This window comes from Rathayibacter sp. AY1E2 (assembly GCF_002932325.1).
GTDB lineage: Bacteria > Actinomycetota > Actinomycetes > Actinomycetales > Microbacteriaceae > Rathayibacter.
In genome coordinates, this window is record NZ_PSVO01000001.1 from 168,047 (window position 1) to 186,024 (window position 17,978).

Here is a 17,978-nt window from a genome sequence, read left to right on the forward strand (position 1 = left end):
ACCTTCTCCTCGAGAAGGAAAGGGAAGCCGGATCAGGCTAACAGAGGGGATGAGAAAGGGTTCAGTATTTCTACCCACCGCTTTATCAACCGGAAGAGAACGCACCAGGAATCGCTTATCCGGCCGCTTATCGTCCCTTTTCCGGTGACACGACGCGTGCCGGACACCGCCGTCTGGCAGGATGCCCCCGTGTCGGAGACGGGTCGGCTGCAGCGGGGCGGCGCCCTCCCCGTGCTCCTCGTGTTCCTCCGCCTCGGGCTGACCTCGTTCGGCGGGCCGATCGCGCACCTCGGCTACTTCCGCGAGGAGTTCGTGGTGCGCCGCGGCTGGCTGACCGATCGCGCGTACGCCGACCTCGTCGCGCTGTGCCAGTTCCTCCCCGGACCCGCGTCCAGCCAGGTCGGGATGGCTGTCGGCCTGCAGCGCGCGGGACTCGCCGGACTGGTCGCCGCGTGGTGCGGATTCACGCTCCCCTCGGCGATCGCCCTGGTCCTCGTCGCCGGTCTCGTCGCCGGTGCGGGCGATGTCGCCTCCGCCGGCTGGCTCCTGGGCCTCCAGGCGGCGGCGGCCGCGGTCGTCGCGCAGGCCGTGCTCGGGATGGCGCGCTCGCTCGCACCGGACCGCCGCCGCGCGACGATCGCCGGCGCAGCGGCTGTCGCCGTCCTCCTCGCCCCGGAGCCCGCGCTGCAGGTGGCGGTGATCGCGGCGGCGGGCCTGGCCGGCGTCCTGTGGCTGCGCGGCGAGGAGGCGGCTCCGGACGAGGGCCCGGGCTTCGCGGTCCGGATCCCGACGGCGCTCGCGGTCTCGGCCCTCGCCCTCTGGGGGCTCCTCCTGGCCGGCCTCCCCCTGCTGGCCGCTCTCACGGGCGAGGGAGCGGCGGGTCTCGCCTCCGTCTTCTACCGCGCGGGCGCTCTGGTGTTCGGGGGCGGCCACGTCGTGCTGCCTCTGCTGGAGGCGCAGACGGTCGGCGCCGGCACGGTCGGGCAGAGCGAGTTCCTGGCCGGCTACGGCGCGGCGCAGGCGGTGCCGGGCCCGCTCTTCACCTTCTCCGCGTTCCTCGGCGCGGTGGGCGCGGGGACGCCGGACGGCGTTGCGGGGGCGGCGATCGCGCTGGTCGCGATCTTCCTGCCGGGCGCTCTGCTCGTGGTCGGCGTGCTCCCGTTCTGGCAGCGGCTGCGGCACCTGCCGGTCGCGCAGAGGGCGCTGGCCGGCGTGAACGCCGGCGTGGTGGGACTGCTCGGCGCCGCCCTCTACGACCCGGTGCTGACGGAGGGCATCGGCTCGACCGGCGCCCTGGCGCTCGCGATCGGCGCCTTCGTGGCGCTGACGCGCTGGACCGTGCCCCCGTGGATCGTCGTCCTCGCCGCCGCGGGCCTCGGCACCCTGCTCCTCTGACTCCCTCCGGGGACGACGATCCGGACCAGCCCTGGCAGTCTGGACGCATGAGGGCTCGGGGGACGACAGCAGCAGTGGCGACGACGGCAGCGGCGGGGCTCCTGCTGCTGGGCGGGTGCACCGCCGGCGGCGGGGCCGAGGCGGTCGCCACGGCGTCCGCGCCCGCCTCGCGGACGCCGAGACCCGCCATCACCGACCTGATCACTCCGAGCCCGACCCCCTCCGCTCCGGCGACCGCCGAGCCGGTCGGAACCGTCGTCGACGCCGGGCCGGTCGGCGAGGGAGTCCCCGCCACCGTCTCGGGCACCGGCCCGGCCGACGTGTCGTTCCAGCGGCAGGGCGAGTTCGCGGTCGTCCTGAGCCTGGACTGCTCGGCCTGCACCGGCACGGCGATCGTCACCGCCGCGGGCCGGATGACGCCCTTCGGCGAGGCCGCCGCCCCGATGACGGGGTCGTTCCTGACCGGGATCTTCCGCGACGACCCCGTCGAGCAGCAGGTGATCGTCCGAGCCGACGGGCCGTGGACGCTCGGCCTGCAGAGCTGGAACGATCTCGCGACGGTGAGCGGTGCGCAGTCCGGCACCGGCCCGGCCGTCCTGTTCTTCTCCGACGACGTCCCGCGCGTGACGGTCGACTACACGCCCGCGGGTCCGGACGACTCGTTCTCCGGCCGCGTGTTCACGACCTCCGATCAGCCGCAGCTGTTCGGCGACTCCGTCGCCTTCTCCGAGGTGTTCGAGGCCGACCTGCCCGGCGTCATGGCCGTCCAGACCGAGGGGACCTGGACCGTCACGCCGACGCCCTGACCCGGGGTCGCGACGCGCCGGCCGCGGAGTCGGGGAACGGGCGCCCCTCGGCCCAGACCCGCTGCACGCGGAGCGACGCGTCGAGCAGGACGACGTCGGCGCGGTACCCGGGGGCCAGCAGGCCGAGGTCGCCACGGCCGAGCACGCGGGCGGGAACGGCGGTGAGGGCGGCGACGGACGCCTCCAGCCCGAGCCGGCCGGGCCCGACGGCGCGCCGCAGGGCCTCGTCCTGCGTGAGCGTGGATCCGGCGAGCACAGCGGTGCCCGCGAGCCGGGCGACTCCGCCGAGCACCTCGACGTCGAGCGGGCCGAGGCGGTGCGCTCCGTCGCCCGCCCCGGCCGCCGCCATCGCGTCGGTGACGAGCGCGATCCGCGCGGGAGCCGCCGCGAACGCGAGCCGCACCACCTCGACGTCCACGTGCCGGCCGTCGAGGATCAGCTCGAGCGCGACCCGCTCGTCTCCCAGGGCCACCGGGATCGGGCCCGGGGAGCGGTGGCCGATCCCGGGCATGGCGTTGAACGCGTGCGTGACCAGCCGGGCTCCGCGGTCGAACGCGGCCCGCGCCTGGTCGGCGTCCGCCTCGGTGTGGCCCACCGCGACCACCGTGCCGGCGCCGGCGAGCCGCTCCACCGCCGCGAGGGCTCCCGGCAGCTCGGGCGCGAGCGTGATCTGCGCGAGGCGTCCGCGGGCGGCGTCCAGCAGCCGGTCGACCGCGCCGGAGGAGGGGTGCACGAGAGCCGCGGGGTCGTGCGCTCCCCTGCGCGAGGGCGCGAGGAACGGGCCCTCGAGGTGCGCGCCGAGCACGAGCGGGTCGGCGGCCGCGAGAGCCGAGACCGCGTCCAGAGAGGACTCCAGCTGCTCCAGCGGCGCCGAGACCAGGCTGACCAGCGAGCGCGTGGTGCCACGGGAGCGGTGCAGCGCGAGGCCCGCGCGGATCGCCTCCGCTCCTCCGTCGAAGCCGTGACCGCCCCCTCCGTGCACGTGGAGGTCGAGGAAGCCCGGGACAGCGGTGAGGCCCCGCGCGTCGTGCAGCTGCGCCCCCTCCGCCTGCGCCTGCCAGCCGGTGCCGGTGCCGGTCGCCGTGATCGCGCCGTCCCGCGCGCGGAGCCAGTGGTCCTCCACCGTCCCGGCCGCGTCGACCTTCCGTGCGCTGTGGATGATCAGCGCGGCGTGCGCCATGCGGTCGTCTCCTGGGTGTCGGTTCCGGATCGTCGGGGACTCCGCCCCCTCCCGACGATGGCACAGCCCCTGCCGGTCGAGCCGGTCCGACACCGATCACTGCGCCACCCGAACGCAATCCGCGCCTCCGCGTCACGAACAGGGACCTCGCGCGTCTCCTGTGCATGCCTCCCCTGGACACCCGAACCCCCGCCCCCCGCCTCGCCGCCTCCCGCCGGCCGCTCGACGTCGTCGCCATCGCGGCGGCCGCCCTCGTCAACGAGCGCTACCTCGATCGGCGCTTCACCGTCCACCACCTCGCCGCCGAGCTGCGGATGCCCGCCCTGCTGCTGCGGCTGCGGTTCCGCCGCTGCTACGGGCTCGGCCTCGACGAGCACCTCGCCCTCCGCCGACTCGAGCTGGCCGCCGTTCTGATGGCGAGCACCCCCGTCGCTCTCGGCGGCCTCGACCGCATCGCCCGGGGCTCCGGCTACCGGGGCACCGCCGAGCTGGACCGCGACCACCGGAGGCACCGCCGGTCCTCCGCGCTGGCCGCCTGGTTCCGGGCCGCCCCGCGTCCCGAGCGCGAGCACCGGCCCGGCACCCGGCCCGAGGAGGAGCTGCTCGCCGCAGCGCCGGGCGCCGCGACGCCGGCCCGCCCCAGCAGCATCCGCTCGGCACCTGTCACCCCGCTGAGGCGCCGCGCCTGAGCCCGGCCGCGGAGCGGTACAGTGCCACGATGCGCACCTCCGGAACCCGCCGATGACGGCCGTCCGCTACGTCGCGATCGGCGATTCCTTCACCGAGGGCGTCGGCGACGAGCGGCCGGACGGCACCCCGCGCGGCTGGGCCGATCTGACGGCCGCGGGATGGGCGGCGGCCACGGGCGAGCGGATCGAGTACGCCAATCTCGCGATCCGGGGCCGGCTCATCGCGCCGATCCTCGCCGAGCAGCTCGAGCCCGCGCTCGCCCTGGGCCCGACCCACCTCTCCTTCAACGGAGGCGGCAACGACATGCTGCGCCCGCGCGCCGACATCGAGCGGATCGCCGACGCCTACCTCCGCGTCCTCGAGCGCTGCGACGAGCAGGGCGTCGTGCTGATCGCCCTGGCCGGCGCCGACCCGTCGCCGCGGCTCCCGCTCGGCTCTCTCATCCGCCGCCGCGGGGACGCGCTGACCGACGCCGTCCTGCGCCGGACGAGCCACCGGACCGACGTCGTCGTCGCCGACAACTGGCACGACCCCGCTTTCGCCGATCCGGAGCTGTGGTCGGAGGACCGCCTGCACCTCGGCCCGCGGGGACACCGGCGGGTGGCCGACCGGGTCCTGCAGGCGCTCGGGCTCACACCGCCCGCCGCGCTGCCCGACGCTCCCGAGGCCGCACTCCGGCGCGGCGGAACCGTGCAGTACTACCGGCAGCACGTCGCGCCGTGGGTGCAGCGCAGGCTCACCGGCACGTCCTCCGGCGACGGCCGCGCCGCGAAGTACGCGGGCTTCGTGCCGATCGACCCGGTCTGACGCCTCCCCCGAGGAGCACGGCCCTCGTTCGACGCGCAGGGATCGCCCCGTGAGGCGGTCAGCGGCGACCACTCGTGGCCGCTCGACGGCTTCTAGCGCTCAGTGCCAGCCGTACCGCGCCGAGAGCACCCGGGCGACGGCGTCGTACCGAGCGCGCTCCAGAGCTGCTCCTTCGCGGCGCATCCCGGCGGGGTGCACGCGGAACACGCGCTCCGGGTCGACCCAGCTGGGGCGCCCGTCCGGGTCCCAGCCGCCGGTGCCGACGGCCAGGTAGTCGGAGTGCTCCTTCGAGCTCAGCCGCACGGCGAGAACCGTCCCCGACTTCTCGACCGCGAGCACGAGCACCGGGCGGTCCTTGCCGCGGCCGTCGTCCTCCTCGTAGGGGACCCAGGTCCAGACGACCTCGCCCGGGTCCGGGTCGCCGTCGGGCGTGGGCGCGTAGCCCAGGCGGACCCCGCGGAGCCGCGACGGGTCGACCTCGACGGTGCGGCCCACTCCGCTCGCGCCCGGCGTCGGCGCCGTCGTGCTCAGGTACGGGCGCTGCGGGCGGGGCCCGGCGTCCGGCCGCGGGGCGACCGCGCGGCCGAGGAGTCGGAGGAGCAGGGACACGACCGAGCGCGAGGAGGGCACCCCGGAACCCTAGCCCGGATCCGCGGCCGCCCGCCCGCGGGGGCGCGCCCGGCGGTCGCCCGTCGCGGACGCGCCGACGGGGTGCCGGCTCCGGAGAGCCGGCACCCCGTCGGGTGCTGCGGAGGAGGGGGTCAGTCCGCCAGGACGTAGCCCGCCTCGCCGTGGATGGCCGTGTCGATGCCGGCGATCTCGTCCTCGTTCTTCACGCGGAAGCCCATCGTCTTCTGGATGATCCAGCCGATGAGGAGCGTCATGACGAAGGAGTAGGCGAGGACGGTGAAGGCCGCGAGGGCCTGCTTGCCGAGCTGGCTCGCGTCGCCGGTGAGGAACAGGCCCACGCCGGTGCCGAAGAAGCCGATGTAGAGCGTTCCGATGAGGCCGCCGACTAGGTGCACGCCGACCACGTCGAGCGAGTCGTCGTAGCCGAGGCGGTACTTGAGGTCGATCGCCAGGGCGCAGACGGCGCCGGTGATGACGCCCAGGACGATCGCCCAGAACGGCGACAGGCTGGCGCACGCCGGGGTGATCGCGACGAGGCCCGCGACCGCGCCCGAGGCGGCGCCGATCGAGGTGGGCTTGCCGTCCTTGATCTTCTCGACGACGAGCCAGCCGAGGATCGCGGCGGCCGGAGCGGCGATGGTGTTCAGGAAGGCGACGGCCGCGATGCCGTCGGCGGCGAGCTCGGAGCCGGCGTTGAAGCCGAACCAGCCGAACCACAGCAGTCCGGCGCCCAGGAGCACGAACGGCGGGTTGTGCGGCTGGTGCGCGCCCTTGGTGAAGTTGACGCGCTTGCCGAGCACCAGGGCGAGGGCGAGGGCCGCCGCTCCGGCGTTGATGTGGACGGCGGTGCCGCCCGCGAAGTCGATCGCGCCGACGCCGTAGGCGATCCAGCCGCCGTCGACGACGGTGGCGTCGTCGCCGAGGGTGAAGTTGAAGACCCACGAGGCGACCGGGAAGTAGACGACGGTGGCCCAGACGCCGGCGAAGACCATCCAGGCGCCGAACTTCGCGCGGTCCGCGATGGCGCCGGAGATGAGCGCGACGGTGATGATCGCGAACGTCGCCTGGAACGCGGCGAAGGCCAGCGTCGGGTAGGCCGACGTCTGCTCGCCGAGCGCGTCGTTGTAGATGCCCTGCAGGCCGATCTGGGCGGTGTCGATGCCGAGGACGCCGTCGATGCCGACGAAGGTGTCGGTCCCTGCGGGGCCGGACGGGCCGTTGCCGAACGCGATCGCGTAGCCGTACAGGACCCAGAGGACCCCGATGAGGCCCATGGCTCCGAAGCTGAGCATCATCATGCTGATGACGCTCTTCGCACGCACCAGGCCGCCGTAGAAGAAGGCGAGCCCGGGGGTCATGAGCAGGACCAGCGCGGCTGCGATGAGCAGGAACGCGGTATTGCCTTGATCCATTGTTGAACCTCTCGTGAGTGTGCAGAGAAAAGCCCGGAGCGAGGACGCTGCGTCGGAGCACGGCCTGGAGACACGCGGGTGTCGGGTCACCTCGGGTAGCCGACAGTCTGGTGGCGCGAGGTTTCGTCCCGTGAGGCACCGCGTTTCGCGGAGGTTACGGCCGAGGCCCCTGTGTAAAAAGCGCGTTACGGCGCGCTGGCGGACGGCACGACGACGACCCCGGGAACGCTGGGAGGAGAGCGGATCCGCCCCTAGGAGCGGGGCGCCATCGAGGTGAGCGCGATGAGCCGCGACATCGAGCGCAGGTACTTCTTGCGGTAGCCGCCGCTCAGCATGTCGCCGCCGAAGACCTCGTCGAGGGGCGTCCCGGAGGCGAGGACCGGGATCTGCGCGTCGTAGACCCGGTCGATGAAGGCCACGAGGCGCAGGGCGTCGGTCTGGTCGGTCAGAGCGGTGACGCCCCGGAGCACGATGGTGTCGACGCCGTCGATCACCTTGATGTAGCGGGAGGGGTGCACGGTGCCCAGGTGGTGCACGGCGTCCGCGAACGGGTCGTCGGTGACGACGGAGCCTGCGGGGGCGGCCGCGACGAGAGCGTCGATCTCCTCGTCGGTGCGCACCACGGCGTGGCCCTCGATGTCGCGGCGCCGGTAGTCGGTGCCGTCGATCCGCATCGTCTCGAAGTGGGCGGCCATCGACTGGATCTCGCGGAGGAAGTCCGCCGCGGCGAAGCGCCCCTCGCCCAGCGCGTTGGGCGGGGTGTTCGAGGTCGCGGCGATGCGGGTCCCGGAGGCGACGAGCTCGCCGAGGAGCCGCGTCATCAGCATCGTGTCGCCCGGGTCGTCCAGCTCGAACTCGTCGATGCACAGGAGCGCCGAGCCCTTGAGGAGCGAGACGGTCGCCGCGTAGCCGAGCGCGCCGACGAGTGCGGTGTACTCGATGAACGTCCCGAAGTAGGTGCGGCCCGGCACCGCGTGCCAGATCGCCGCGAGCAGGTGGGTCTTGCCGACGCCGAAGCCGCCGTCGAGGTACACGCCCGGCTTGACCGCGGGGGCCTTCTTCCGGCCGAAGCCCAGGAAGCCGCCTCCGCCTCCCTTGGATCCGCCGCCGGCGGCGAACGCGCGGAGAGCCTCCACCGCGTCGGCCTGCGAGGGGTACTCCGGGTCGGGACGGTAGCTCTCGAAGGTGGCGCCCTCGAACTGGCGCGGGGGCACCAGCGTCGACGCGATCTCGTGCCCGCTGATCTGGGGCGAGCGGGCGGTCAGGCTGCTCGTCGATCGGACGTCGTCGGGGCTCACTCGCGTCTCGCATCCTGCGCACGGCGGGGTCCGTGCGCTCAGTGGCGGCGGCCGCACCGGGCACGGAGCCGCCGCGGTTCTGTGTCGAACTCTTACGGCGCCCTCCGTGCGGCGTCGTCCGCGGACGCGTACTGTCGCTGAAGGGCGGGCTCCAGCGTAGCCCGCCGTGGAATCACGCCCGCGCTCCGCGCACCATCCTGGAGGTCCTCCTTGTCCGTCGAAACCGATCCGTCGCCGAAGTTCGCCTCCTACGCGCACCCCGAACGGCTCGTCAGCGCCGACTGGCTCGAGCAGCGCCTCGGCACTCCCGGTCTCGTCGTCGTCGAGTCCGACGAGGACGTCCTGCTCTACGAGACCGGCCACATCCCCGGCTCCGTCAAGATCGACTGGCACACCGACCTCAACGACCCGGTGCAGCGCGACTACATCGACGGCGCCGCGTTCGCCGCGCTGGTCGGCGGCAAGGGCATCGCCCGCGACACCACCGTCGTCGTCTACGGCGACAAGAACAACTGGTGGGCCGCCTACGCGCTCTGGGTCTTCACCCTCTTCGGTCACGAGGACGTCCGTCTGCTCGACGGCGGCCGCGACAAGTGGCTCGCGGAGGGCCGCCCGACGACCACGGACGCCTCCTCCCCGGAGTCCGCCGAGTACCCCGTCGTCGAGCGCAGCGACGCCGAGATCCGCGCCTTCAAGGACGACGTCCTCGCGCACTTCGGCAACCCGCTGATCGACGTCCGCTCCCCGGAGGAGTTCACCGGGCAGCGCACCACGGCGCCGGCCTACCCGGAGGAGGGCGCCCTGCGCGCCGGTCACATCCCGAGCGCGCAGAACGTGCCGTGGGGCAGGGCCGCCGCCGAGGACGGCACCTTCCGCCCCCTCGACGAGCTGAACGGCATCTACCGCGAGGGCGCGGGGCTGAAGGACGGCGACTCCGTCATCGCCTACTGCCGGATCGGCGAGCGCTCCGCCCACACCTGGTTCGTGCTGACCCACCTCCTCGGCTTCGAGGGCGTCCGCAACTACGACGGCTCCTGGACCGAGTGGGGCAGCGCCGTCCGCGTCCCGATCGTGCAGGGCGCCGAGCCCGGCGAGGCCCCCGCGGCCCGCTGACGCGTCACGACGGAGGCCGGGAGCGCCGATCCGCCCGTCGACGGGCCGGATCCGGGCTCCCGGCCTCCGCTGCGACCGCCCGCCGCCCCTCCCCCGATGAGACACTGGACCGGATGACCGACACCACGCTCCCCGACGCTCTGCGCGACATCCGCGAGGAGTTCCTCGCCCTCGAGAAGCCGGAGCGCCTGCAGCTCCTGCTCGAGTTCTCGAACGAGCTCCCCGACCTGCCCGAGCGCTACCGCGACCACCCGGACCTCTTCGAGCGTGTGGAGGAGTGCCAGGCGCCCGTCTTCATCGTCGTCGACGTCGAGGGCGGGATCGTGCACCTGCACGCCACGGCGCCCCGCGAGGCGCCCACGACGCGCGGCTTCGCGTCGATCCTGGCGCAGGGCCTGGCCGGGCTCACCCCCGAGCAGGTGCTCGCCGTCCCCGACGACTTCCCGCAGACCATCGGCCTCTCGGAGGCGGTCTCGCCGCTGCGCCTGCGCGGCATGACCGCGCTGCTCGGCCGCACCAAGCGGCAGGTCCGCGCGCACCTGGCCGCATGATCCTCCGGCCGCTCGTCCCCGCCGGTCCGCCGATCGTGATCGGCGAGGAGGGCGCGCGAGCGGCGGTCGCAGACGCCTGGCGTCCCGACGAGGCGGTGCGCGTGCGCCTGAACATGATCGCGAGCGTCACCGGCTCCAGCACCGGCTCCGACGGAACCAGCGAGACGCTCACCAACCGCGTCGACCGCACGATCCTCGGAGTCGTCCGCGAGCAGGCCGACGTCGTCCTCGTCGGAGCCGCCAGCGTCCGCGCCGAGGGCTACCGCGTCCCCCGGCGGGTCCCGCTCGCCGTCGTCTCCGCCTCGGGCGATCTCGCCGGGCACCGCCTGGAGCTGCAGGAGGGCTCCCGGGTCCTGCTCCTGGTGCCGGAGTCGCGCGGCGCGGTGGAGGGGCTCCCCGCCGGCGTCGAGGTCGTCCCGATCCCGTCCTCCTCGGAGCGGATCGGCGTCGACGAGCTCCTGGAGGCTCTCGCCGGGCTCGGCCTGCACCGCGTCGTCTGCGAGGGCGGCGCCTCGCTCTCGGGCCAGTTCCTCGCCTCGGGCCGGGTCGACGAGCTGTGCCTCACCACCTCGCCGCGCGTCGTCCTGCCGGGCCTCCCGGTCGCGACGGGCACGGCCGTCGTCGACGACGCCTACGCCCTGACGCTCCTGGCCGCGGACGATTCCGGGGCCGTCTACGCCCGCTGGAGCCGCACGCGCTGAGAGCCGCCCACCCGGCGTGCCTCCGCGTCCCGGGCGCGTCGGAACCCTAGTCTGCGACCGTGCCCGAATTCCCAGCGTCGTCCCAGCTCCCCGAGGAGTTCCGGGTCGCGACGGAGTCGATCCGCGCCGCTGCCACGCGCGCCGAGCTCACCGTGTCCGAGATCGCCTCGCCGTCGGGTCTCGCGCCCTGGGCCCTCGCCCTGTCGGGCGACGTCGCGCCGCACGCGCACGGACGCGACTCCGAGCTGGGCACGGGGCGCTTCATCCTGCTCTACGACCCCGAGGAGCCCGAGCAGTGGGGCGGCCCCTTCCGTGTCGTCTGCTTCGCCCAGGCCCCGCTCGAGGTCGAGATCGGCACCGATCCGTTCCTCGCCGAGGTCGCCTGGTCCTGGCTCATCGACGCCCTCGGGGCGCGGGGCGCCTCCTATTCCGCCGCGTCCGGCACGGCCACCAAGGTGCTCTCCACCGGTTTCGGCGAGCTGGCCGCTCAGGGGGACGGTGCGCAGATCGAGATCCGCGCCTCCTGGAGCCCGGATGATGCGCAGCTCGCCGCTCACGTGGAAGGGTGGGGGGAGCTGTTGTGCATGCTCGCGGGTCTCCCGCCCGTATCGAGCGACGGTGTGACCCCGCTCGCCTTCCGACGGAACAACCGTGACTGATTACCGTGTCCTCTCCACGCCCGACGAGTTCCTCGCCGCGGTCGACGCCCTCGCCGCCGGCGAGGGCCCCGTCGCCGTCGACGCCGAGCGCGCCTCCGGCTTCACCTACTCGCAGCGCGCGTACCTGATCCAGGTCTACCGGCGCGGTGCCGGCGCGTTCCTCTTCGATCCCCCCGCCATCGGCCGGATGGACGCCCTGCAGGCGGTCATCGGCCAGGAGGAGTGGGTCCTCCACGCCGCCAGCCAGGATCTCGCCTGCCTGCGCGAGGTGGGCCTGGACCCGGTGCGGATCTTCGACACCGAGCTCGCCGCCCGGCTCCTCGGACTGCCCAAGGTGGGCCTCGGCGCCGTCGTCGAGGACCTCCTCGGCATCCACCTGGCCAAGGAGCACTCGGCCGCCGACTGGTCGACCCGCCCCCTCCCCCAGAGCTGGCTCGTCTACGCCGCGAAGGACGTGGAGCTCCTCGTGGACCTCCGCGACCGCATGGAGGAGATGCTCATCGCCGCGCGGAAGACGCGCATCGCCCGCGAGGAGTTCGAGGCGACGCTCGCGCGCGCCCCGAAGGCGGTCCCGCCGGATCCGTGGCGCCGCCTCTCCGGCATGCACTCGCTCCGCGGCCCGCGCCCCCTCGCCGTGGCGCGCGAGCTCTGGCTGGCCCGGGACGCGTTCGCCCGCGAGCGCGACATCGCTCCCGGCCGCCTGATCCCCGACTCCTCGATCATCGCGGTCGCCCGCAACATCCCGACCAGCATCGGCCAGCTCTCGGGCCGCCGCGATTTCACCGGCCGCGCCAGCCGCGGCGAGGTCGAGCGCTGGTGGGCCGCGATCGAGCGCGGGACGACGACCGAGGACCTGCCGAGCCCGACCCGCCCGGCCGCCGACACGCTCCCCCCTCCCCGCGCGTGGGGCGATCGCAACCCGGCCGCCGACGCGCGCCTGAAGGCGGGACGCGCCGTGGTCACCGAGATCGCCGAGCTGCTCTCGCTCCCGGTCGAGAACCTGCTCACGCCGGAGCTGCTGCGCCGGGTGGCCTGGAACCCGCCCGAGCCGCTGACCGCGGAGTCGGTCGCCGCGGAGCTCACCCGTGCCGGCGCCCGCGCCTGGCAGGTCGAGGCCACGTCGGGCTCGATCGCCACCGCGTTTGTCGAAGCGGCCCAAGCGCCGGCCGAGGGCACCGAAACCCCTTCGTAGGAAGCGGCAAAGGATTCCGGCTGCGCGGTGCCGGTTCCTACGATCGACGGCGACCGTGAGTTCCTGGGAGGCATTGTGGCCGAGAGATCCGAAGTCGTGTTCGTCGACGGAGTCCGTACTCCGTTCGGGCGTGCCGGCGAGAAGGGCATGTACTGGCAGACCCGAGCCGACGACCTCGTCGTCAAGGCGATGATCGGTCTGCTGGAGCGCAACGGCGCGCTGCCGAAGGAGCGGGTGGACGAGGTGGCGATCGCCGCCACCACCCAGCAGGGCGACCAGGGCCTGACCCTCGGCCGCACGGCCGCGCTGCTCGCAGGGCTGCCGAAGTCGGTGCCCGGCTTCGCCATCGACCGCATGTGCGCCGGAGCGATGACCTCGGTCACCGCGACCGCGGGCGGCATCGCGTTCGGCGCCTACGACGTGGTCCTCGCCGGCGGCGTGGAGCACATGGGCCGGCACCCGATGGGCTTCGGCGCCGACCCCAACCCGCGCTTCCTCTCCGAGCGCCTCGTCGGCGAGGACGCGCTCAACATGGGCCGCACGGCGGAGCGGATCCACGACCGCTTCCCGCACCTGACGAAGGAGCGCGCCGACCACTACGCCCTGCGGAGCCAGCAGAAGCTCGCCGCCGCGTACGCCGCCGGCAGCATCCAGCCGGACCTCGTCCCCGTCGCCACGCGCAGTGCCGCGGGCTGGGGCCTCGCGACCGCCGATGAGGCACCGCGCCCCGAGACGACCCTCGAGGGCCTCGCGGGCCTGCGGACCCCGTTCCGCCCCCATGGCCGGGTGACCGCGGGCAACTCCTCCGGGCTCAACGACGGAGCGACGGTGTCGCTCCTGGCCAGCGCCGACGCCGCGCAGGAGCTGGGCCTGTCCGCGAAGATGCGGATGGTGAGCTTCGCGTACGCCGGCGTCGAGCCCGAGATCATGGGCATCGGCCCGGTCCCCTCGACCGAGAAGGCGCTCCGCAAGGCGGGCCTGGGCATCGAGGACATCGGGCTCTTCGAGCTCAACGAGGCGTTCGCCGTGCAGGTGCTCTCCTTCCTCGACCATTTCGGCCTCGACGACGACGACCCGCGCGTCAACGAGTACGGCGGAGCGATCGCGATCGGCCACCCGCTCGCCTCCTCCGGGGTCCGGCTGATGATCCAGCTGGCCCGGCAGTTCGAGTCGCACCCCGAGGTCCGCTACGGCGTGACGGCCCTCTGCGTCGGCCTCGGCCAGGGCGGCACGGTGATCTGGGAGAACCCGCACTACGACGGCAAGCGCGGACGACGGAAGGGACGCTGACCCATGCTCGACGGATTCGAGAACCTCGTGGACCTCGCCGAGGGCGAGGTCGTCACCCACTCCTACGTCCGCGACGTGCCGCTGCCCAGCGGCCGCACGCTCGCCCTGATCACGCTCGACAACGACCGCGACCACACCCGCCCCAACACCTTCGGGCCGGCGTCGCTCTTCGAGCTGGCGGACGTCCTCCTCACGCAGAAGGAGCGCGCCTCGCGCGGCGAGATCCAGGCGGTCGGCATCACCGGCAAGCCGTTCATCCTCGCCGCGGGAGCCGACCTCAGCAAGGTCGGGGCCATCCCGAGCCGTGAGCTCGGCCGCCAGCTGGCGCGCCTGGGCCACCGCACGCTGGGGATGCTGGCCGAGCTGGGCGTGCCGTCCTTCGCCTTCATCAACGGCCTCGCCCTGGGCGGCGGCACCGAGATCGGCCTGAACGCCGACTACCGCACCGTCGACTCCTCCATCCCCGCGCTCGGGCTCCCCGAGGTCTTCCTCGGCATCATCCCCGGCTGGGGCGGCGCGTGGCTCCTGCCGAACCTGATCGGCATCGAGAACGCCCTCAAGGTCGTCGTCGAGAACCCGCTGAAGAACAACCGCACGCTCAAGGGCCAGGAGGTGTTCGACCTCGGCATCGCCGACGCGATCTTCCCGCCCGCCGCCTTCCTCGAGGACTCGCTCCGCTGGGCCGACGGTGTGATCGGCGGCTCCGTGAAGGTGGAGCGGCCGAACGCGCCCGGCAAGCTGGAGCGGCTGGTCAAGTGGGACGTCGCGATCTCGATCGCGCGCAAGCAGCTGGAGTCGCGGATCGGCACGGTCGCGGCGTCTCCGTACCGCGCGCTGGAGCTGCTCAAGGCCGCGAAGAACACCACCCGCGAGGAGGGCTTCGCCGCCGAGGACGAGGCACTGGCCGACCTGATCTCGGGCGACCAGTTCCGCGCGAGCATCTACGCGTTCGATCTGGTGCAGAAGCGCGCCAAGCGTCCCGCGGGAGCGCCCGACAGGGCGCTGGCCAAGCCCGTCACCAAGGTCGGGGTGGTCGGCGCGGGCCTCATGGCCTCGCAGTTCGCGCTGCTCTTCCTCCGCCGCCTCCAGGTGCCGGTGGTCATCACCGACCTCGACCAGGAGCGGGTCGACAAGGGCGTCGCGGGCATCCGCGCCGAGATCGACGCGCTGCTGGCGAAGGGACGCGTCTCCCCCGACGACGCGAACCGCCTCCGCGCGCTGATCACCGGCACGACCGATCGCTCCGACTTCGCCGACGCCGACTGGGTGATCGAGGCGGTCTTCGAGGAGCTGTCGGTGAAGCAGGAGGTGTTCGCCGATATCGAGCGCTACGTCTCGCCCACGGCGGTGCTCGCGACCAACACCTCGTCCCTCTCCGTCGAGCGCATCGGCGAGCGGCTGGAGCACCCGGAGCGCCTCGTCGGCTTCCACTTCTTCAACCCGGTCGCGGTCATGCCGCTGATCGAGGTGGTCCGGACGCCGCACACCGACGACGAGACCCTCTCGACGGCGATGGTCACCGCCGCGAAGCTCAAGAAGAACGCCGTCATCACGCGCGACACCCCGGGCTTCGTGGTGAACCGCGTGCTGGCGAAGGTCCTGGGCGAGGCGATGCACGCGGTCGACACGGGCACTCCCTTCGAGGTCGTCGAGCAGTCGCTGGCTCCGTTCGGCCTGCCGATGACCCCGTTCGAGCTGCTCGAGCTGGTGGGCCTCAAGGTCGGCGCGCACGTGCTCGACACCCATCACGCCGCGTTCCCCGACCGCTTCTTCGACAGCCCCAACCTGCACCGCCTCGCCGAGCTCGGCCGCGTCTTCGAGCGCGACGCGAAGGGGCGGGTGAAGGGCGTCGACAAGCGCGCGGTCGCGATCGTCTCCGGCGGCACGGAGCCGATGACGGCCGAGCAGCTGCGGCTGCGCGTCGAGACGGGTCTCGCGGACGAGGTCAAGCGGATGCTGGACGACGACGTCGTGCACGCCGCCGAGGACATCGACCTCTGCCTGATCCTCGGCGCGGGCTACCCGTTCCAGATGGGCGGGCTCACGCCCTACCTCGACCGGGTCGGCGCGAGCGAGCGGGCGTTCGGGGACACGTTCCACCACCCCGCGATCCGCGGCGTCGACTGACGCGGAGTGCAGTGACGCGGAAGGGGCGCCGGATCGGATCCGGTGCCCCTTCCGCGCGTCGCCTGCGGGACGGGTCCCGACGGACGATCAGTCGCTGCGGGCGTCGTCCCGGGCCTCGACCTCGTCCGGGAGCGGGCGGGCGACCGGGATCTTGCTGCCCAGCACCTGCGCGACGACGTCGCGGGCGATGTGCTGGGGAGTGAGCCCGACGTCCTCGAGGATCTCCTCGCGCTTGGCGTGGTCGAGGAACTGGTCGGGCAGCCCGAGCTCGGTCACCGCGGTGTCCACGCCGGCCTCGCGCAGGTCCTGGCGGATGCGTGTGCCGATCCCGCCGACGCGCACCCCGTCCTCGATCGAGACGACGATGCGGTGCTCGCGGGCGAGCTCGATGATGCTGGTGGGCACGGGCACGACCCAGCGGGGGTCCACGACGGTGGCTCCGATACCCTGGGCCGCGAGCCGCTGAGCGACCTCGAGACCCATCGCGGCCATCGGCCCGACCGTGACCAGCAGCACGTCCTTGCGCTCTGCGCGGGCGAGCACGTCGACCCCGTCGCCGAGACGCTCGACGGCGTCGATCTCGTCACCGACGCTCCCCTTCGAGAAGCGCACCACGGTCGGCGCGTCGGTGACGCCGACGGCCTCGCGCAGCTCCTCGCGCAGGCGCACGGAGTCGCGCGGAGCGGCGAGGCGGATGTTCGGGACGACCTGCAGGATCGCCAGATCCCACATGCCGTGGTGGCTCGGACCGTCGGGCCCGGTGACTCCGGCGCGGTCCAGTACGAAGGTGACGCCCGCGCGGTGCAGTGCGACGTCCATCAAGACCTGGTCGAAGGCGCGGTTCACGAAGGTGGCGTACAGCGCGACGACCGGATGCAGCCCGCCGAAGGCGAGACCGGCGGCCGAGGTCACGGCGTGCTGCTCCGCGATGCCGACGTCGAAGACGCGCTCCGGGTACTTCTCGGCGAGTTGGTCGAGACCGACGGGCCGGAGCATGGCGGCCGTGATGCCGACGATCGTCGGGTCCTCGTCGGCCAGGGTGACGATCTCCTCGGCGAACACCGAGGTCCACGATCGGGCCCCGGCCGCGCTCAGCGGCTCGCCCGTCTCGGGGTCGATCTGCCCGACGGCGTGGAACTGGTCGGCGAGGTCGTGCACGGCCGGACCGAAGCCCTTGCCCTTCTGGGTGATCGCGTGGACGATGACCGGCTGGCCGTAGTCCTTCGCCTGCTGGAGGGCCTCCTCCATCGCCGTCAGGTCGTGTCCGTCGATCGGCCCCAGGTACTTGATGTCGAGGTTGGAGTAGAGCGCCTCGTTGTTGATGAAGCGGCTGAGGAAGCCGTGGAGCCCGCCGCGCACGCCGCGGTAGACGGCGGCGGCGGGGCCGCCCAGCCGCTCCGAGACGGCCCGGGAGCCGCGGTGCATCGTGCGGTAGGTGGGCCGCGTGCGGACGCCGTTGAGGAAGCGGGCCATGCCGCCGATGGTCGGGGCGTAGGAGCGCCCGTTGTCGTTGACCACGATGACCAGCCCGCGGGAGTTGTCGTCGCTGATGTTGTTCAGCGCCTCCCAGGTCATGCCGCCGGTGAGGGCGCCGTCGCCCACGACCGCGACGACGTGGCGGTCGGTCTGGCCGGTCATCGTGAAGGCGCGGGAGATGCCGTCCGCCCAGGACAGCGAGCTGGAGGCGTGCGAGCTCTCGACGATGTCGTGCGGCGACTCCCTCCGCTGCGGGTAGCCGGCGAGGCCGCCGCGCTGCCGGAGCTTCGAGAAGTCCTGGCGACCGGTGAGCAGCTTGTGGACGTAGGACTGGTGACCGGTGTCGAACACGATCGCGTCGTGCGGCGAGTCGAAGACCCGGTGGATCGCGATGGTCGTCTCGACGACGCCGAGATTCGGCCCCAGGTGGCCGCCGGTCTTCGAGACCTCTCGCACGAGGAAGTCGCGGATCTCCTGCGCCAGCGTCTCGAGCTCGGCCGCGGTCAGGCGATCGAGATCGCGAGGACCGCCGATGGTCTCGAGAACAGCCATGCGCGCCGCCTTCCGGGGTCGTGAGCGAGGTGGGGACGTCTCCCGAGTCTACGCACGGGGCCCCCGGGAACGCGTGTGCGCCTCCCCCGCAGGGAAGGC

At 73.3% G+C, this 17,978-nt stretch carries 16 protein-coding genes; 11 read left to right on the forward strand and 5 right to left on the reverse strand.

Features of this window, described 5'->3' with window-relative positions; translation table 11 throughout:
• Positions 1 to 189: 189 nt before the first annotated feature.
• Positions 190 to 1,395, forward strand: coding sequence for a chromate efflux transporter (gene chrA, locus C5C49_RS00715; protein WP_258061244.1), 1,206 nt, complete (start codon positions 190 to 192; stop codon positions 1,393 to 1,395).
• 47 nt (positions 1,396 to 1,442) lie between these two features.
• Positions 1,443 to 2,201: a hypothetical protein gene (locus C5C49_RS00720; protein WP_146084815.1), complete on the forward strand. Its 759-nt coding sequence runs from the start codon at positions 1,443 to 1,445 to the stop codon at positions 2,199 to 2,201.
• Here C5C49_RS00720 and C5C49_RS00725 read toward each other — a convergent pair.
• Complete coding sequence (locus tag C5C49_RS00725) at positions 2,185 to 3,381, reverse strand: N-acetylglucosamine-6-phosphate deacetylase (protein ID WP_104345188.1); 1,197 nt, start codon at positions 3,379 to 3,381, stop codon at positions 2,185 to 2,187. The two genes, C5C49_RS00720 and C5C49_RS00725, sit on opposite strands and share 17 nt — an antisense overlap.
• A gap of 164 nt (positions 3,382 to 3,545) precedes the next feature.
• Here C5C49_RS00725 and C5C49_RS00730 point away from each other — a divergent pair, with 164 nt between their 5' ends.
• Entirely contained in the window at positions 3,546 to 4,070 is a 525-nt protein-coding gene (locus C5C49_RS00730) for a hypothetical protein (RefSeq protein WP_104345189.1), read from the forward strand.
• Between the two features lie 52 nt (positions 4,071 to 4,122).
• Positions 4,123 to 4,878, forward strand: coding sequence for an SGNH/GDSL hydrolase family protein (locus C5C49_RS00735; protein ID WP_104345190.1), 756 nt, complete (start codon positions 4,123 to 4,125; stop codon positions 4,876 to 4,878).
• Between the two features lie 99 nt (positions 4,879 to 4,977).
• Here the strand turns inward: C5C49_RS00735 and C5C49_RS00740 are convergent, their stop codons facing one another.
• The 3 genes from C5C49_RS00740 to zapE form a co-directional block, all read right to left on the reverse strand.
• The gene (locus tag C5C49_RS00740; RefSeq protein WP_167299028.1) at positions 4,978 to 5,508 is read right to left on the reverse strand and encodes a type II toxin-antitoxin system PemK/MazF family toxin; all 531 of its coding nucleotides are present in this window, start codon (positions 5,506 to 5,508) and stop codon (positions 4,978 to 4,980) included.
• Between the two features lie 131 nt (positions 5,509 to 5,639).
• Complete coding sequence (locus tag C5C49_RS00745; protein WP_104222080.1) at positions 5,640 to 6,920, reverse strand: ammonium transporter; 1,281 nt, start codon at positions 6,918 to 6,920, stop codon at positions 5,640 to 5,642.
• Positions 6,921 to 7,171: 251 nt separating this feature from the next.
• Positions 7,172 to 8,218: a cell division protein ZapE gene (zapE, locus tag C5C49_RS00750; RefSeq protein ID WP_104222082.1), complete on the reverse strand. Its 1,047-nt coding sequence runs from the start codon at positions 8,216 to 8,218 to the stop codon at positions 7,172 to 7,174.
• 210 nt (positions 8,219 to 8,428) lie between these two features.
• Here zapE and C5C49_RS00755 point away from each other — a divergent pair, with 210 nt between their 5' ends.
• The 7 genes from C5C49_RS00755 to C5C49_RS00785 all read left to right on the forward strand — a co-directional run bounded on the left by C5C49_RS00755 (position 8,429) and on the right by C5C49_RS00785 (position 15,851).
• Entirely contained in the window at positions 8,429 to 9,331 is a 903-nt protein-coding gene (locus tag C5C49_RS00755; RefSeq protein WP_104345191.1) for a sulfurtransferase, read from the forward strand.
• 113 nt (positions 9,332 to 9,444) lie between these two features.
• Positions 9,445 to 9,882: a SufE family protein gene (locus tag C5C49_RS00760; RefSeq protein WP_104222086.1), complete on the forward strand. Its 438-nt coding sequence runs from the start codon at positions 9,445 to 9,447 to the stop codon at positions 9,880 to 9,882.
• Positions 9,879 to 10,583, forward strand: coding sequence for a dihydrofolate reductase family protein (locus C5C49_RS00765; protein ID WP_104345192.1), 705 nt, complete (start codon positions 9,879 to 9,881; stop codon positions 10,581 to 10,583). Before C5C49_RS00760 ends, C5C49_RS00765 begins: the two co-directional genes overlap by 4 nt.
• A 59-nt stretch (positions 10,584 to 10,642) precedes the next feature.
• Positions 10,643 to 11,242, forward strand: coding sequence for a DUF3000 domain-containing protein (locus tag C5C49_RS00770; RefSeq protein ID WP_104222090.1), 600 nt, complete (start codon positions 10,643 to 10,645; stop codon positions 11,240 to 11,242).
• Complete coding sequence (locus C5C49_RS00775) at positions 11,235 to 12,434, forward strand: ribonuclease D (RefSeq protein ID WP_104222092.1); 1,200 nt, start codon at positions 11,235 to 11,237, stop codon at positions 12,432 to 12,434. The genes C5C49_RS00770 and C5C49_RS00775 overlap by 8 nt, the downstream gene beginning before the upstream one ends.
• Before the next feature lie 75 nt (positions 12,435 to 12,509).
• A complete protein-coding gene (locus tag C5C49_RS00780; RefSeq protein WP_104250321.1) occupies positions 12,510 to 13,724 on the forward strand; it encodes a thiolase family protein in 1,215 nt (404 codons plus the stop codon).
• Positions 13,725 to 13,727: 3 nt separating this feature from the next.
• Complete coding sequence (locus tag C5C49_RS00785; protein ID WP_104345193.1) at positions 13,728 to 15,851, forward strand: 3-hydroxyacyl-CoA dehydrogenase NAD-binding domain-containing protein; 2,124 nt, start codon at positions 13,728 to 13,730, stop codon at positions 15,849 to 15,851.
• Positions 15,852 to 15,938: 87 nt separating this feature from the next.
• Here C5C49_RS00785 and dxs read toward each other — a convergent pair whose 3' ends face one another.
• Positions 15,939 to 17,879, reverse strand: coding sequence for a 1-deoxy-D-xylulose-5-phosphate synthase (dxs, locus tag C5C49_RS00790; protein ID WP_104345194.1), 1,941 nt, complete (start codon positions 17,877 to 17,879; stop codon positions 15,939 to 15,941).
• Positions 17,880 to 17,978: the final 99 nt, after the last annotated feature.

Excerpts from the sequence above, each read along its gene's own strand:
- C5C49_RS00785 (WP_104345193.1), top strand. The coding sequence starts at position 13,728 with ATGCTCGACGGATTCGAGAACCTCGTGGACCTCGCCGAGGGCGAGGTC.
- C5C49_RS00725 (WP_104345188.1), bottom strand. The coding sequence starts at position 3,381 with ATGGCGCACGCCGCGCTGATCATCCACAGCGCACGGAAGGTCGACGCG.
- dxs (WP_104345194.1), bottom strand. The coding sequence starts at position 17,879 with ATGGCTGTTCTCGAGACCATCGGCGGTCCTCGCGATCTCGATCGCCTG.
- C5C49_RS00760 (WP_104222086.1), top strand. The coding sequence starts at position 9,445 with ATGACCGACACCACGCTCCCCGACGCTCTGCGCGACATCCGCGAGGAG.
- C5C49_RS00745 (WP_104222080.1), bottom strand. The coding sequence starts at position 6,920 with ATGGATCAAGGCAATACCGCGTTCCTGCTCATCGCAGCCGCGCTGGTC.
- C5C49_RS00765 (WP_104345192.1), top strand. The coding sequence starts at position 9,879 with ATGATCCTCCGGCCGCTCGTCCCCGCCGGTCCGCCGATCGTGATCGGC.
- C5C49_RS00730 (WP_104345189.1), top strand. The coding sequence starts at position 3,546 with ATGCCTCCCCTGGACACCCGAACCCCCGCCCCCCGCCTCGCCGCCTCC.
- C5C49_RS00735 (WP_104345190.1), top strand. The coding sequence starts at position 4,123 with ATGACGGCCGTCCGCTACGTCGCGATCGGCGATTCCTTCACCGAGGGC.
- C5C49_RS00720 (WP_146084815.1), top strand. The coding sequence starts at position 1,443 with ATGAGGGCTCGGGGGACGACAGCAGCAGTGGCGACGACGGCAGCGGCG.